Origin of the sequence: Rickettsia endosymbiont of Urophora cardui, assembly GCF_964030725.1 — a bacterium.
In the GTDB taxonomy this organism is placed as follows: Bacteria; Pseudomonadota; Alphaproteobacteria; order Rickettsiales; family Rickettsiaceae; genus Rickettsia.
On sequence record NZ_CAXIPY010000004.1, the window covers coordinates 471391 to 486886 of the forward strand.

Genomic DNA, 15496 nt, shown 5'->3' on the forward strand with positions numbered 1-15496 from the left:
GACCAACACAGAAATGTATCAGTAAAAATTAACATAACTTATTAATTTTTATTGAAAATCTTAGCAATTTGTTGTCAAAACTCTATCCCATTACAAATGATCAGGATTTGAAGTGTTTTTGGCGGATAGACTATAGAGCTAAATGTTCCAAGAGACAGACAAGGTAAATTTGAACCTATAATAGTCTCAAAGAAACAAACAAGAATAGATGGCTTAGACCAAAAGATAATATCCTTATATGCGGTAAATTCCAGTATTAATTAAGCTGTAATAGTTGAGATACCGTCTTGAGTGTCAACAACTTTTTCATTATTTTACCTCAATTTTATTTTACAGGGTTTTTATATTTGCACTAAAAGATGTTTTGTTATTAAGAACACCATAAATTATGTGAAGCAACTTACGCATAGCAGCAATCACTATAACCATTTTAGATTTTCCAACATTGCTCAAACGTTGACTAAAATCCTTAATAATCGGATTATGTTTTATAGCAACTATGGCAGGCATATAAAAAGCTTTACGTAAATTAGCATCTCCTGTTTTTGATATTTTTCCTATTCCATGGACAGAAGTGCCTGATTGTTTTGGCTTTGGGTTAAGACCAACAAACGCAGCTAGTTGTTTTGCAGAATTAAAATTTTCTACAACAAGAAAAGCAAGTATCACTCCTATTGTTTTTTCTCCTATACCAGGGATTGAATCAAGAACAGGAGTTTCGCACTTAGCAAATAATATGCTAATCTAGAGAAAAATAGTTTTAGATAAAAATGACAAGATCAAAATGTAGCAAAGATTTATATAAATCATTCTTACAAGCAAGTAGTGTAAGATATACTAGCAAAGCATTATCTGAAGTAAGTCCATTAGATCTATCGCACGATAGTGCAAGTCGATGGTTAAAGAGTAAGGATTTTCGCCCTAGCGAAATCTATAGCAAAGTGTCAAAATATATTGATCTGGAAGATCCTTGTTTATTAGTGGGAGATGACACCTTATTGTCAAAGCAATACAGTAAGAGGATCGAGCTTGTAAATTATCAATATTCTGGGGCTGTACATGATGTTATACCTGGTATAGGAATGGTAAACTTACTGCATTACAATACTCAAATTGATCAATCTACTCCTGTAGATTATAGAATATATGATAAAGAAACTGATGGTAAAACAAAGAACGAGCATTTTTGTGATATGCTTACTTTAGCTAAAGAAAGAGGTATCAAGCCTGATGCTATAGTTATGGATGCTTGGTATAGTGGTTTGGATAATTTAAAACATATACGTAATTTAGGTTGGATATGGGTTACCAACCTAAGAAAAAATAGAAAAGTTAATCGTAATGTTAGCTTGGAAACTTTAGAGATTCCCGATGAAGGGCTAAAAATTCACCTACGTGGATACGGTTGGGTTACGGTATTTAAGTTTGTGGCAAAAAATGGTCGCATTGATTACATAACAACTAATTTAGAGAATCCTACACGTGAGCAAATAGAGAAAATTGTTAAGGCGCGTTGGTCTATAGAAGTTTATCATCGAGAATTGAAACAAACTTGTGGTATTGAATGCTGTCAGGCACGCACGGGTCGAGCTCAAAGAAATCATATTTGCCTTGCTGTATTGGCCTGGCTTGATATGAACAAAAGGAGGATAAATGAAAACATTACTTTATATCAACAAACTTGGGAAGTTATAAAAACATCAATTCAGAACAACATTAAATGGCTTCTAACTAATACACAATTTTGCTAAGTGCGAAACTCCTGAAGAAGTTTACTTTTATCATGTAAGTCTTTGTGTCCTTTAATATGATTAGAGATAAGTTCTTCTACTTCCTTAATTTGCTTATCCAGAAATTCAATATGAATCATAATGTTAATGGCAACTGCTTTACTTGCTCCGCTCAATCTATTATTTTCTTGATTTTTATTAGCAATCAAACTATCCAAGCGTCTTACCCATTGTTGTAATTCTTTAATATGTATAGGGGTTGGTTGCCAAAGATCAGGTTGCATAGCCTTGCAAAAAGAAGCTATCAATTCACAATCAGATTTGTCAGTTTTAACTCTTGAAAGCTTGCTCATTGCAAAGCCCTTGATGCGAGCTGGATTTACGACACTAACTTTAAATGTATTATCATAAAGATATTGAGCTAACCTAACTTCGTAACCACCTGTTGATTCCATACAAGCGTGAGCAGTATCTATTCCCTTTTTTTCTAACCATTGTTTTAGTGCAGCAAAGCCTTTTGCAGTATTATTAAACTTTTTGGTTTTGATTTTATTATCATTTAATAAAGCTACGTCAAATGTTGCTTTAGAAATATCTATACCCAAAATAATGCTACTCATATTTGACCTTCTATGTTAATAATAAGTAGAATACCCAAAGATCAACCTTGTAAATACAGGTTCATTGATTAATTTCAAGACCTAAGAATACCGTCCGATCTTTAATGAGTATGTGAAGACTAATTGTTTGATCTCAACTACAGGGTTACATAGCCCTAAGATTTAATACGGCATATTAGTCTTCTTACTTAAGTGCCCTTAAGTATCTTATAGTTGTTTACTAAAGACAATACTAAGATACAAGATTATATCTTACATTTAGTAAAATAAATTAATTATTAAATGGAGATAAAGAATGAACTTAAATCAAAAAATAATAAAACCAAAATTAGGTTTACTTGAATTAGCTAAGAGCCTTGGTAGTATATCATCAGCATGTAAAGCGATGGGATATAGTAGAGATAGTTATTACAGATTTAAAGAACTGTATGAAACTGGTGGCGAAGAAGCGTTGTATGGTAAATTCCAGTATTAATTAAGCCAGATTTATATTTTCTTCCCATACCTCATTGGGTGTTTTATAACCGAGCACTTTTCTTGGTAAATTATTTAAAAAATCCTCAATTTCTTGTAATTGCTTTATTGTTAATTTTTTTATATCTAAAGATTTAGAGTATACTCTGTGCACCATTGAGTTAATCTTCTCTATCAATGGTTTTTGCCATGGAGAATAAGGATTGCAAAAATATACTTTTCGTTCAGATTTTGGCAATAGTTGTTCATGATTGGTAAATTCTTTGCCATTATCTAACGTTATGCTTTTGATTATATGCGACAATTGTTTAAGTTTTTTATTCATGTTACCAATCACATCTTGTGTTCTTTTTGAACGGTTTAAAGTGAGAAACACTTTTTGTGTTCTGATATCCACAAGAGCGCCTATATTACGACTTTGATTACCTTTGTTAAAAGTTAAATCACCTTCTAAATGACCTATTGCTGCTATCTTTCTATTTATCTCTGGTCTTTCAGTAATGGAAACTCGATTTGGTATTGTAATTCTTTTGTTTCTGATTCTTGTACCATGATGCAACCTATTTTTCCTTTTTCTTGCTAAAGATAAATATAATTTTTGCCTTTGTGCTATAGGAGATGTATAAATAAACTGGTATATAGTCCGTCCGCCAAAACTCTACAAGCCTTATAGATAATATGGTTTTAAGACAAGAAGTAATACAACAATCCGTAAGAAAATGATAAAATATGGTCATAAACCTTATGGATTTCAGTCAATGCCAATAGACAACATTATCAAATCGCAAGAACAAGGGAAACTGTTTGGTTATAAATTAAAAGAAGAATTAAACCCAAATAATAAGCTATATAAATTAAGAGAATTAATAAATTGGTCTAGGCTCGAAGAGTGGTTATCAAAAAATGTTTGTATTAAGAAATTTGGTAGAAATAGAAAATGTCATAGAGTGATGCTTGGCATAACGATGCTACAAGCAATGTATAATTTTTCAGATTCATTATCAGAGGAAGAGCTAAAAGAGAATATGTATTGGCAGTATTTCTGCGGGTGGGAATATATAGAAAAAGACATAGCTATCTCGGAAACTAGTATACGACGGTTTCGTAGTGTATTAGGTGAAGCTGGATATAATGAGATATTATCGGAGTTGATCAGGGTTGGGATAAAAACTAACACAATTAAAAAAAAAGATTTGGAATTAATCATCGCTGATACGACTGTACAAATTAAGAATATCAAACACCCACACGATGTTTATTTAATGGATAAAGCTAGGCTTAGCATAGTAAAGCTTTGCAACAGTTTGGGTATACATTTGAATGAAACATACGCTAGAACCTATAAACGCGATATAGTAAAGCTATGGAAATATAAAGAACATAGTAAAGCCAAGAAGCGTTGGAAAATAATGAAGCATTTAAAAATATTACTGGGTCGTTTGATTAGAGTATGTGAGCGTGAGATCAAAAATAAGCAATTAAACTTGTCTCTCAAAAATCAAGAAGTATTGCAAAAAATAAAACAAATACATAACCAATCTGTTTTAAAAAGAGAAGCTAAAAAGCAATATAAAGAAGATAACAAAGTATTATATAGTTTTCATGCCCCTGAAGTAGAGTGTATAGGAAAGGGAAAACGCAACAAGCCATATGAGTTTGGCAATAAAGTAGCGGTAGTAGTAAGTGGTCGTAGAAATTTTGTTTTATCCGCAAAATCGTTTCATAATAATCCTTATGATGGTCATACATTGCATCAGAGCTTTGAAGCAGTAGAGAGTGTCACTGGAATCAAGATAAAGAAATCATTTGTTGATCTTGGGTATAGTGGTAGCAATGTAAAGGAGAAGAGTAAGGTATATACCCCAAAAACGCGGAAGAAGTTGTTACAAGAGGACAAGTCTATGATCAAGAGACGCAGTGCCATAGAACCAATAATAGGTCACTTAAAGCAATATGGTCGGATGGGTAGAAACTTCTTGAAAGGTATGATAGGAGATATTATCAATCCAATAATCTCTGCTATTGGTTTGAATTTACGATGCATTGCAAATCATTTACAAATCGTGTCTAACTCCACATAAATCAAAAATATCATCATGCAAAAACTAGATGAACGATAAAAAGTCCGTCCGCCAAAACTCTACAAGCCTTATAGATAATATGGTTTTAAGACAAGAAGTAATACAACAATCCGTAAGAAAATGATAAAATATGGTCATAAACCTTATGGATTTCAGTCAATGCCAATAGACAACATTATCAAATCGCAAGAACAAGGGAAACTGTTTGGTTATAAATTAAAAGAAGAATTAAACCCAAATAATAAGCTATATAAATTAAGAGAATTAATAAATTGGTCTAGGCTCGAAGAGCGGTTATCAAAAAATGTTTGTATTAAGAAATTTGGTAGAAATAGAAAATGTCATAGAGTGATGCTTGGCATAACGATGCTACAAGCAATGTATAATTTTTCAGATTCATTATCAGAGGAAGAGCTAAAAGAGAATATGTATTGGCAGTATTTCTGCGGGTGGGAATATATAGAAAAAGACATAGCTATCTCGGAAACTAGTATACGACGGTTTCGTAGTGTATTAGGTGAAGCTGGATATAATGAGATATTATCGGAGTTGATCAGGGTTGGGATAAAAACTAACACAATTAAAAAAAAAGATTTGGAATTAATCATCGCTGATACGACTGTACAAATTAAGAATATCAAACACCCACACGATGTTTATTTAATGGATAAAGCTAGGCTTAGCATAGTAAAGCTTTGCAACAGTTTGGGTATACATTTGAATGAAACATACGCTAGAACCTATAAACGCGATATAGTAAAGCTATGGAAATATAAAGAACATAGTAAAGCCAAGAAGCGTTGGAAAATAATGAAGCATTTAAAAATATTACTGGGTCGTTTGATTAGAGTATGTGAGCGTGAGATCAAAAATAAGCAATTAAACTTGTCTCTCAAAAATCAAGAAGTATTGCAAAAAATAAAACAAATACATAACCAATCTGTTTTAAAAAGAGAAGCTAAAAAGCAATATAAAGAAGATAACAAAGTATTATATAGTTTTCATGCCCCTGAAGTAGAGTGTATAGGAAAGGGAAAACGCAACAAGCCATATGAGTTTGGCAATAAAGTAGCGGTAGTAGTAAGTGGTCGTAGAAATTTTGTTTTATCCGCAAAATCGTTTCATAATAATCCTTATGATGGTCATACATTGCATCAGAGCTTTGAAGCAGTAGAGAGTGTCACTGGAATCAAGATAAAGAAATCATTTGTTGATCTTGGGTATAGTGGTAGCAATGTAAAGGAGAAGAGTAAGGTATATACCCCAAAAACGCGGAAGAAGTTGTTACAAGAGGACAAGTCTATGATCAAGAGACGCAGTGCCATAGAACCAATAATAGGTCACTTAAAGCAATATGGTCGGATGGGTAGAAACTTCTTGAAAGGTATGATAGGAGATATTATCAATCCAATAATCTCTGCTATTGGTTTGAATTTACGATGCATTGCAAATCATTTACAAATCGTGTCTAACTCCACATAAATCAAAAATATCATCATGCAAAAACTAGATGAACGATAAAAAATCGTTAACAATAGCTCCATATCAAAATTAGACCAACACAGAAATGTATCAGTAAAAATTAACATAACTTATTAATTTTTATTGAAAATCTTAGCAATTTGTTGTCAAAACTCTATCCCATTACAAATGATCAGGATTTGAAGTGTTTTTGGCGGATAGACTATTTAGTCCGTCCGCCAAAACTCTATAAGCCTTATAGATAATATGGTTTTAAGACAAGAAGTAATACAACAATCCGTAAGAAAATGATAAAATATGGTCATAAACCTTATGGATTTCAGTCAATGCCAATAGACAACATTATCAAATCGCAAGAACAAGGGAAACTGTTTGGTTATAAATTAAAAGAAGAATTAAACCCAAATAATAAGCTATATAAATTAAGAGAATTAATAAATTGGTCTAGGCTCGAAGAGTGGTTATCAAAAAATGTTTGTATTAAGAAATTTGGTAGAAATAGAAAATGTCATAGAGTGATGCTTGGCATAACGATGCTACAAGCAATGTATAATTTTTCAGATTCATTATCAGAGGAAGAGCTAAAAGAGAATATGTATTGGCAGTATTTCTGCGGGTGGGAATATATAGAAAAAGACATAGCTATCTCGGAAACTAGTATACGACGGTTTCGTAGTGTATTAGGTGAAGCTGGATATAATGAGATATTATCGGAGTTGATCAGGGTTGGGATAAAAACTAACACAATTAAAAAAAAAGATTTGGAATTAATCATCGCTGATACGACTGTACAAATTAAGAATATCAAACACCCACACGATGTTTATTTAATGGATAAAGCTAGGCTTAGCATAGTAAAGCTTTGCAACAGTTTGGGTATACATTTGAATGAAACATACGCTAGAACCTATAAACGCGATATAGTAAAGCTATGGAAATATAAAGAACATAGTAAAGCCAAGAAGCGTTGGAAAATAATGAAGCATTTAAAAATATTACTGGGTCGTTTGATTAGAGTATGTGAGCGTGAGATCAAAAATAAGCAATTAAACTTGTCTCTCAAAAATCAAGAAGTATTGCAAAAAATAAAACAAATACATAACCAATCTGTTTTAAAAAGAGAAGCTAAAAAGCAATATAAAGAAGATAACAAAGTATTATATAGTTTTCATGCCCCTGAAGTAGAGTGTATAGGAAAGGGAAAACGCAACAAGCCATATGAGTTTGGCAATAAAGTAGCGGTAGTAGTAAGTGGTCGTAGAAATTTTGTTTTATCCGCAAAATCGTTTCATAATAATCCTTATGATGGTCATACATTGCATCAGAGCTTTGAAGCAGTAGAGAGTGTCACTGGAATCAAGATAAAGAAATCATTTGTTGATCTTGGGTATAGTGGTAGCAATGTAAAGGAGAAGAGTAAGGTATATACCCCAAAAACGCGGAAGAAGTTGTTACAAGAGGACAAGTCTATGATCAAGAGACGCAGTGCCATAGAACCAATAATAGCAGGAGTTTCGCACTTAGCAAATAATATGCTAATCTAGAGAAAAATAGTTTTAGATAAAAATGACAAGATCAAAATGTAGCAAAGATTTATATAAATCATTCTTACAAGCAAGTAGTGTAAGATATACTAGCAAAGCATTATCTGAAGTAAGTCCATTAGATCTATCGCACGATAGTGCAAGTCGATGGTTAAAGAGTAAGGATTTTCGCCCTAGCGAAATCTATAGCAAAGTGTCAAAATATATTGATCTGGAAGATCCTTGTTTATTAGTAGGAGATGACACCTTATTGTCAAAGCAATACAGTAAGAGGATCGAGCTTGTAAATTATCAATATTCTGGGGCTGTACATGATGTTATACCTGGTATAGGAATGGTAAACTTACTGCATTACAATACTCAAATTGATCAATCTACTCCTGTAGATTATAGAATATATGATAAAGAAACTGATGGTAAAACAAAGAACGAGCATTTTTGTGATATGCTTACTTTAGCTAAAGAAAGAGGTATCAAGCCTGATGCTATAGTTATGGATGCTTGGTATAGTGGTTTGGATAATTTAAAACATATACGTAATTTAGGTTGGATATGGGTTACCAACCTAAGAAAAAATAGAAAAGTTAATCGTAATGTTAGCTTGGAAACTTTAGAGATTCCCGATGAAGGGCTAAAAATTCACCTACGTGGATACGGTTGGGTTACGGTATTTAAGTTTGTGGCAAAAAATGGTCGCATTGATTACATAACAACTAATTTAGAGAATCCTACACGTGAGCAAATAGAGAAAATTGTTAAGGCGCGTTGGTCTATAGAAGTTTATCATCGAGAATTGAAACAAACTTGTGGTATTGAATGCTGTCAGGCACGCACGGGTCGAGCTCAAAGAAATCATATTTGCCTTGCTGTATTGGCCTGGCTTGATATGAACAAAAGGAGGATAAATGAAAACATTACTTTATATCAACAAACTTGGGAAGTTATAAAAACATCAATTCAGAACAACATTAAATGGCTTCTAACTAATACACAATTTTGCTAAGTGCGAAACTCCTGAATAGGTCACTTAAAGCAATATGGTCGGATGGGTAGAAACTTCTTGAAAGGTATGATAGGAGATATTATCAATCCAATAATCTCTGCTATTGGTTTGAATTTACGATGCATTGCAAATCATTTACAAATCGTGTCTAACTCCACATAAATCAAAAATATCATCATGCAAAAACTAGATGAACGATAAAAAATCGTTAACAATAGCTCCATATCAAAATTAGACCAACACAGAAATGTATCAGTAAAAATTAACATAACTTATTAATTTTTATTGAAAATCTTAGCAATTTGTTGTCAAAACTCTATCCCATTACAAATGATCAGGATTTGAAGTGTTTTTGGCGGATAGACTATATACTCTCTGTAGAAATATTGACAGTATCTCGTGATAGTTTACGTCTACCTGAAATTATATCTGGTGAAATACCCTGTGTTAACTGCTTTATTATTTCTGCTCGTAAATTATTATCAATATCTAATTTTCTTTTTCTCTTACCTTGCCTTAAACTGCAAGCAAGTGTGTTAGCCCTATCTGGTCTATAATTATGCCTCATTCTCTTGAGTTCATAACATATAGTGCTTTTATCACGGCCAATCTTTGTCCCTATATATCGCGAGCTATAACCACTCTTATTCATTTCGTATATTTTAAATCTTTCATCTATCGTTAAATGAGCCATGATATATCTATATTTAAATGATGCTCCTCGCAGCAGAGCTACGAGGTATCTAAAAAAGTTTTAGTTGTTTCTTATGATATCACGAAGCAGAGCTTCGGGGAATTAAACCCTGAGAGATTAAAAATTGATTATATCTGGCTTAATTAATTATAGAACTTTCCGAATTGTTTTAACACTTATTGCATATTTTGAAGCTAACTGACCAAGTGTCGACTCCTCTTTTATTAATTCTAATACTATCCCCGTTTTTTCTGAAGCACTGAAAATTTTTACTTTATTTTTCTTCATCTTTCCTCTTAAGTTTATTGCTATTTATTCTAACTTATTGCGGAAACACACTCCTTCATTTTTTTGTCCAATTTTTTCATGTATGGACCTCCTGTAGAATGCAAGAAAAAAATAACATCAATAATAAAAACAAACAAATGCAGTCATGTATCCGGCTTATAGCTGATAAATCAACCTAATTTATTCTACAGCCCTGATGGAATTCGCTGGCTTACAAACTATATACTTATCAGTCCATCGGCTTCTAAAAGAGCCACTGAAAAACGCAGTTTTTTTGTAAGCTAAGGTTTGTCTTATTTACCATCAATATTAATTATCTCAAGCATATTTCGGGTTGGAATCTCTTACATATTGTTTTGCTTTTACCTATTCATTATATAAATCACCATTTATTTTACTTATAAGTGCTATGCTACACACTCTTTAGCTACAAACTTTACTCTCTACATAATCATCTCCTGATCTTAGTACAGCAAACACCACTCTTGCCAACTTATTAGCTATGGCAACTGTCGTTTTATTATGGCTACTTCGCTCAGATAAATTAAACATCCATTTCGTAAATTGGCTAAAATCTTTTTTAGATTTCTGTTCTTCCGATGTAAATCTTATCTTGGCATTTAGTACAGCTCTAGCCCCTTGAATTAATAAAGTGCGTAAGTATACATCACCTCGCTTGCTAATTCCCAGCAGCTTATCCTTCCCACCACTTGAATGTTGTCTTGGCACTAATCCTAGCCATGCCGATAATTGCCTGCCATTCTCAAAACTTGTAGCATTACCTATTGATGCTATTAAAGCAGTAGCAGTAATTAAACCAAGACCAGGTATAGCTCTTAATCGTTGATATTGAGTTAGGTTACTTGCTATCATTGTTAATCGTTTTTCTATCTCTCAGGAGTTTCGCACTTAGCAAATAATATGCTAATCTAGAGAAAAATAGTTTTAGATAAAAATGACAAGATCAAAATGTAGCAAAGATTTATATAAATCATTCTTACAAGCAAGTAGTGTAAGATATACTAGCAAAGCATTATCTGAAGTAAGTCCATTAGATCTATCGCACGATAGTGCAAGTCGATGGTTAAAGAGTAAGGATTTTCGCCCTAGCGAAATCTATAGCAAAGTGTCAAAATATATTGATCTGGAAGATCCTTGTTTATTAGTGGGAGATGACACCTTATTGTCAAAGCAATACAGTAAGAGGATCGAGCTTGTAAATTATCAATATTCTGGGGCTGTACATGATGTTATACCTGGTATAGGAATGGTAAACTTACTGCATTACAATACTCAAATTGATCAATCTACTCCTGTAGATTATAGAATATATGATAAAGAAACTGATGGTAAAACAAAGAACGAGCATTTTTGTGATATGCTTACTTTAGCTAAAGAAAGAGGTATCAAGCCTGATGCTATAGTTATGGATGCTTGGTATAGTGGTTTGGATAATTTAAAACATATACGTAATTTAGGTTGGATATGGGTTACCAACCTAAGAAAAAATAGAAAAGTTAATCGTAATGTTAGCTTGGAAACTTTAGAGATTCCCGATGAAGGGCTAAAAATTCACCTACGTGGATACGGTTGGGTTACGGTATTTAAGTTTGTGGCAAAAAATGGTCGCATTGATTACATAACAACTAATTTAGAGAATCCTACACGTGAGCAAATAGAGAAAATTGTTAAGGCGCGTTGGTCTATAGAAGTTTATCATCGAGAATTGAAACAAACTTGTGGTATTGAATGCTGTCAGGCACGCACGGGTCGAGCTCAAAGAAATCATATTTGCCTTGCTGTATTGGCCTGGCTTGATATGAACAAAAGGAGGATAAATGAAAACATTACTTTATATCAACAAACTTGGGAAGTTATAAAAACATCAATTCAGAACAACATTAAATGGCTTCTAACTAATACACAATTTTGCTAAGTGCGAAACTCCTGTCTCTTTTATTTTTCTGTTATTATCTAAGAATTCTTCTTTTAGTTCACTAAATGTTTGATAACTTAACTGGCTTAATTTCCCTGCATCTAAAATCTCAATTAATTTTGTGATAACCTTATTAATGCCTTGAGGAACAATAAAACCAAACTCATGTAGTAGCCCCCTAATTTCATTAGCAAGTGCTGTACGATTTTTTACCAATCTCTCTCTTACCCTATGTATTGATAAAATTTCTTGTTGCTCTATAGTTTTAATTGCAACAAATCTCATATTAGGTCTTGTCACGGCTTCACATATCGCTTCAGCATCTGCTTGATCATTTTTATTAGTTTTAACATATGGTTTGACAAATTGCGGTGCCATTAGTTTTACTTCATGCCCTAATTTAGTTATTTCTCTTGCCCAATAACTAGAACCACCACAAGCTTCCATCCCTACTAAACATTGTGGTAAATTAGCCATAAATGTCAAAACCTGATCTCTCATCAATTTTTTCTTTAATACTGTCTTGCCATTTTTATCTACACCATGAATTTGAAAAATTCTTTTTGCAATATCTATACCAATTGTAGTAACCTCCATATGGACCTCCTTAATTGTTGTTTTAATATGTTAAATATTAACCCTAGAAGATTAGCAACTGCTTTTCATTCTCTATATCAGGAGGTCCATACCATTAGTCCATTATATTTGGCTATCTTTTTGTCAAAACTTCAGTTTATAAAAGAAAATGCTCACTTATATGCTCCGTTAATCGATCATGACAAAACTAAATTTAGCAATCTTGTTCATGAAGATTGTTATCAGGAACTAACGAAAATTATAGGTATGACGCCTGAGGAATATCTCAATTCACTTTAGGTTTAACACACCACAAAGCTACTAGTGATATCACGGTTATATAAACCGCAATCGATATACTGCTATTTGTGATATGCCAGAGCATTAAGCATGTGGAGGGAGCAAGCCGCCCGATTAGTGAAGAGCCGATGCTGCTGCCGATACCAACTAGCATATATTTATAGGCAGTTTTAAACAGATCATTGAGCCAGCAATTTAATGGGGCAAGAAAGCTAACTCCGGCTAATATAATAAATATACGAACAAAATTAACATACCATATTGATGAGTTATTTAAAAACCACCATAGGGGAATTAAGCTTAAAATCATTAATATAAGAGTGCCTCTTAATATTTTAAGATAATGAAATTTTTTGGTTAGATTCCCGATTACTGTAATCATAATCATATCAAAAATCAGAAATTCCGTATTAAACTTCATCATTGTTTCTAAGGAAATATCAGTAATGAGAGGCATAAAGCTATTCATAAAGACGAACGGCACTATGTAGGTCATATATGAAAAGCCTATGGCAAAGCTGATTCGTATGATATTTAGTTTATTATTCCATATTATGAGTAGGTCATTTATTATGTCATTGCGAGGAAAAATAGGTGTTATCCTAGTGTCATCCCGTGGCTTGGGAACTAGATCCAGAAAACCAGCTACTGCATTATTATCTGTTGATTTATTAAATCCCGTGGACAAGCCACGGGATGACAGAATAACCGCCTTGCTCTTCCTTAAAAAATAACCGGCAAGTGCAGTAAGCCCGCCAAATATAAAGCATACTCGCCAGTAACCGTTATAATCAGTATTTAAAACTATAGTACTGATATAAGATGCGAAGATAATTCCAAACATGGTAGAGGTATTATAAAGATAAGAAGCTTTAAAGGCTTTTTTTTCTTCTTTATTCTCTAAAATAAATAACTTAGCAATAGCACATTCTCCTTCAGAATATATACCCTGCATAGTCCTAATTACGACTAATAATAGCGGTGCAAGCCAGCCTATTTGAGCATGTGAGGGTATCAATCCTATTAAAGCAGTGGTTAAAGCAACGCCGATTAAAGAGTGAGATAATGCAAAAACTCCACCATATTTTTTAGCAATTACTCCAAAAAAGTAAGAACCTATAGGGCGAGTAAATAGGGAAGTAGCAAGAACGCTATAAGTTAAAATTAACGCTACTCTTTTATCGTGATTCGGAAAGAAAATGCCGGCAAGAAGTGGAGCGAGAAATCCATAAAGTGCAGTATCAAAATGGTCTAACGCATTACCGATTAATATTGAGATGTCTCTTTTATTTAAGGAGTTTTTCATTTTGTAGGCATATTATATAATCTGTAGCTAATAAGATACCAAGCATGATAAACGACAAAGCTACCAACTACAGCAGAAATAGAAAATAAGAAGTCACTTCCATTCACTGTGCCGTAAGGAACGCTAGAAGATAAAGCACCAGCATAAATACCTACGCTACACATAGAAAAGTATGAAAATAGTGCTGTTCTAAATTCATATCCTTTAAATTTATCAATCAATATTAAAATATTGCAAATAAAAATTGATCCTAAGCAACTTCCGATCAATATAACATATAATATATTTAGGTTTTTGTTCCAACCATGTAGTGGTAATAAAATAAAGCATATGAGTAGGACTAAAGTTAATATGAAATTAGCTAAATATTTATTTGCTTTATTTATTAGATAACAAATAGGTATTATGGAAAATAATATTCCTGTAAAAATATATTTCAATATTAGTGATAGATTAATTAATGCTAATTCTTTTTTTAACGCAAACGCTTCATAATACCAAAATATATCTAAGGTAACATAAGATACTACAAATCCTGTTAATATTTGTAATTCCACATTTTTTATCAAAGATGAAATTTTTGAATCTAATTTCAAAGTGTGGATAGTGGGATTAGAATGTAGAAACTCAGTTAAAATATTGCTGCAGTATAATAAAGCACAAATTATTATGGTATTATTTGTTGGGTTAATGAATTGACTTATTAAGTTTATTATTAGATTTCCACATGCCCATAATAATATTACACAAGCTAAGCAAAAATATTTTTTTTCACCGGAAGTTTCAATAATCTCTAGTACTGTTGAGGTGAAATATGCAAATATTCCTGCGTTGATTATAATAAAGTTAATTTTAATGAAAGTAAAATCATCTAGCAAGACTAAGTTAATAGTACAAAGAATGAGCAATATTAAACTAGTAATAATAATTACTTTATTACTTAATTTATTGATTAGCTGGGTTAAAGCGAAAGCAGCAATTATTGAGCCTAGGAATTTAGTTTGATTGATATTATTTATCTCTTCTCCACCTAAACCTTTATTTATAAGTAAGAAAATTTTAGAAGTATAAAAATTTGTAGCATTAATACAAGAAAAAATAAATATTCCCAAAAGTGAAAATAAAATTGTCTTATAATCGTTTTTTAAAGTCATAAATTAAGTGTTTGCTAAACATACATACATGGTATATAACTCATAGTTAATCTCTCAGGGTTTAATTCCCCGAAGCTCTGCTTCGTGATATCATAAGAAACAACTAAAACTTTTTTAGATACCTCGTAGCTCTGCTGCGAGGAGCATCATTAAGTTTACTGTATCAAGATACGATACAAAGGTTAAAACTATTTTAGATATACAGAGTTTAGTATAAATAGTTATTCTGAATAATTAAAGAGATTTGTAATTTCATTAAGATATTTATAGTTAATATTTTAGTATGAGGAGCTTATATAGCATTAGAT

Annotated in this window: 9 protein-coding genes and 8 pseudogenes; 8 read left to right on the forward strand and 9 right to left on the reverse strand. The window is 32.3% G+C overall.

The genetic code is table 11. The annotated features are described in order from the left end of the window. Window positions 1-129 precede the first annotated feature (129 nt). Window positions 130-261 (forward strand): annotated as a pseudogene (locus tag AAHI98_RS05725) (transposase); the annotation flags it as partial. 69 nt (window positions 262-330) lie between these two features. On the opposite strand, the pseudogene AAHI98_RS05730 reads toward AAHI98_RS05725, so the two are convergent. Then, window positions 331-711 (reverse strand): annotated as a pseudogene (locus AAHI98_RS05730) (transposase); the annotation flags it as partial. 59 nt (window positions 712-770) lie between these two features. Between AAHI98_RS05730 and AAHI98_RS05735 the strand changes: the two are divergent. After that, on the forward strand, window positions 771-1751 hold the full coding sequence (locus AAHI98_RS05735) for an IS701 family transposase (RefSeq protein ID WP_342224656.1): 981 nt from the start codon (window positions 771-773) through the stop codon (window positions 1749-1751). Window positions 1752-1762: 11 nt separating this feature from the next. Here the strand turns inward: AAHI98_RS05735 and AAHI98_RS05740 are convergent. Next, window positions 1763-2350, reverse strand: a pseudogene (locus AAHI98_RS05740) (IS110 family transposase); the annotation flags it as partial. Between the two features lie 295 nt (window positions 2351-2645). Here AAHI98_RS05740 and AAHI98_RS05745 point away from each other — a divergent pair. Further along, a pseudogene (locus AAHI98_RS05745) lies at window positions 2646-2807 on the forward strand (helix-turn-helix domain-containing protein); the annotation flags it as partial. Window positions 2808-2825: 18 nt separating this feature from the next. Here the strand turns inward: AAHI98_RS05745 and AAHI98_RS05750 are convergent. Beyond that, a pseudogene (locus AAHI98_RS05750) lies at window positions 2826-3467 on the reverse strand (IS30 family transposase); the annotation flags it as partial. 76 nt (window positions 3468-3543) lie between these two features. Between AAHI98_RS05750 and AAHI98_RS05755 the strand changes: the two are divergent. From AAHI98_RS05755 to AAHI98_RS05770, 4 genes are all read left to right on the forward strand, one after another. After that, entirely contained in the window at window positions 3544-4905 is a 1362-nt protein-coding gene (locus AAHI98_RS05755) for an IS5 family transposase (protein WP_342224717.1), read from the forward strand. 120 nt (window positions 4906-5025) lie between these two features. Beyond that, the gene (locus AAHI98_RS05760) at window positions 5026-6387 is read left to right on the forward strand and encodes an IS5 family transposase (RefSeq protein WP_342225295.1); all 1362 of its coding nucleotides are present in this window, start codon (window positions 5026-5028) and stop codon (window positions 6385-6387) included. Window positions 6388-6674: 287 nt separating this feature from the next. Then, the gene (locus AAHI98_RS05765) at window positions 6675-7931 is read left to right on the forward strand and encodes an IS5 family transposase (RefSeq protein WP_342225296.1); all 1257 of its coding nucleotides are present in this window, start codon (window positions 6675-6677) and stop codon (window positions 7929-7931) included. A 22-nt stretch (window positions 7932-7953) separates the two neighbouring features. Then, the gene (locus tag AAHI98_RS05770) at window positions 7954-8934 is read left to right on the forward strand and encodes an IS701 family transposase (RefSeq protein ID WP_342224656.1); all 981 of its coding nucleotides are present in this window, start codon (window positions 7954-7956) and stop codon (window positions 8932-8934) included. A 367-nt stretch (window positions 8935-9301) separates the two neighbouring features. Here the strand turns inward: AAHI98_RS05770 and AAHI98_RS05775 are convergent. The 3 genes and pseudogenes from AAHI98_RS05775 to AAHI98_RS05785 form a co-directional block, all read right to left on the reverse strand. Further along, window positions 9302-9628, reverse strand: a pseudogene (locus AAHI98_RS05775) (transposase); the annotation flags it as partial. A gap of 147 nt (window positions 9629-9775) precedes the next feature. Then, entirely contained in the window at window positions 9776-9916 is a 141-nt protein-coding gene (locus AAHI98_RS05780) for a hypothetical protein (protein WP_342225298.1), read from the reverse strand. A 423-nt stretch (window positions 9917-10339) separates the two neighbouring features. Continuing rightward, window positions 10340-10810: pseudogene (locus AAHI98_RS05785) on the reverse strand (IS110 family RNA-guided transposase); the annotation flags it as partial. Window positions 10811-10871: 61 nt separating this feature from the next. Here AAHI98_RS05785 and AAHI98_RS05790 point away from each other — a divergent pair. Beyond that, complete coding sequence (locus tag AAHI98_RS05790) at window positions 10872-11852, forward strand: IS701 family transposase (RefSeq protein ID WP_342224656.1); 981 nt, start codon at window positions 10872-10874, stop codon at window positions 11850-11852. Window positions 11853-11867: 15 nt separating this feature from the next. On the opposite strand, the pseudogene AAHI98_RS05795 reads toward AAHI98_RS05790, so the two are convergent. The 3 genes and pseudogenes from AAHI98_RS05795 to AAHI98_RS05805 form a co-directional block, all read right to left on the reverse strand. Continuing rightward, window positions 11868-12449 (reverse strand): annotated as a pseudogene (locus AAHI98_RS05795) (IS110 family RNA-guided transposase); the annotation flags it as partial. Between the two features lie 265 nt (window positions 12450-12714). Next, the gene (locus AAHI98_RS05800) at window positions 12715-14034 is read right to left on the reverse strand and encodes an MFS transporter (RefSeq protein WP_342225299.1); all 1320 of its coding nucleotides are present in this window, start codon (window positions 14032-14034) and stop codon (window positions 12715-12717) included. Continuing rightward, window positions 14031-15188 (reverse strand): hypothetical protein, encoded by a 1158-nt coding sequence (locus AAHI98_RS05805; protein ID WP_342225300.1) that lies wholly within the window; start codon window positions 15186-15188, stop codon window positions 14031-14033. The genes AAHI98_RS05800 and AAHI98_RS05805 overlap by 4 nt, the downstream gene beginning before the upstream one ends. Window positions 15189-15496 lie beyond the last annotated feature (308 nt).

Excerpts from the sequence above, each read along its gene's own strand:
- AAHI98_RS05735 (WP_342224656.1), top strand. The coding sequence starts at position 771 with ATGACAAGATCAAAATGTAGCAAAGATTTATATAAATCATTCTTACAA.
- AAHI98_RS05755 (WP_342224717.1), top strand. The coding sequence starts at position 3,544 with ATGATAAAATATGGTCATAAACCTTATGGATTTCAGTCAATGCCAATA.
- AAHI98_RS05760 (WP_342225295.1), top strand. The coding sequence starts at position 5,026 with ATGATAAAATATGGTCATAAACCTTATGGATTTCAGTCAATGCCAATA.
- AAHI98_RS05765 (WP_342225296.1), top strand. The coding sequence starts at position 6,675 with ATGATAAAATATGGTCATAAACCTTATGGATTTCAGTCAATGCCAATA.
- AAHI98_RS05770 (WP_342224656.1), top strand. The coding sequence starts at position 7,954 with ATGACAAGATCAAAATGTAGCAAAGATTTATATAAATCATTCTTACAA.
- AAHI98_RS05780 (WP_342225298.1), bottom strand. The coding sequence starts at position 9,916 with ATGAAGAAAAATAAAGTAAAAATTTTCAGTGCTTCAGAAAAAACGGGG.
- AAHI98_RS05790 (WP_342224656.1), top strand. The coding sequence starts at position 10,872 with ATGACAAGATCAAAATGTAGCAAAGATTTATATAAATCATTCTTACAA.
- AAHI98_RS05800 (WP_342225299.1), bottom strand. The coding sequence starts at position 14,034 with ATGAAAAACTCCTTAAATAAAAGAGACATCTCAATATTAATCGGTAAT.
- AAHI98_RS05805 (WP_342225300.1), bottom strand. The coding sequence starts at position 15,188 with ATGACTTTAAAAAACGATTATAAGACAATTTTATTTTCACTTTTGGGA.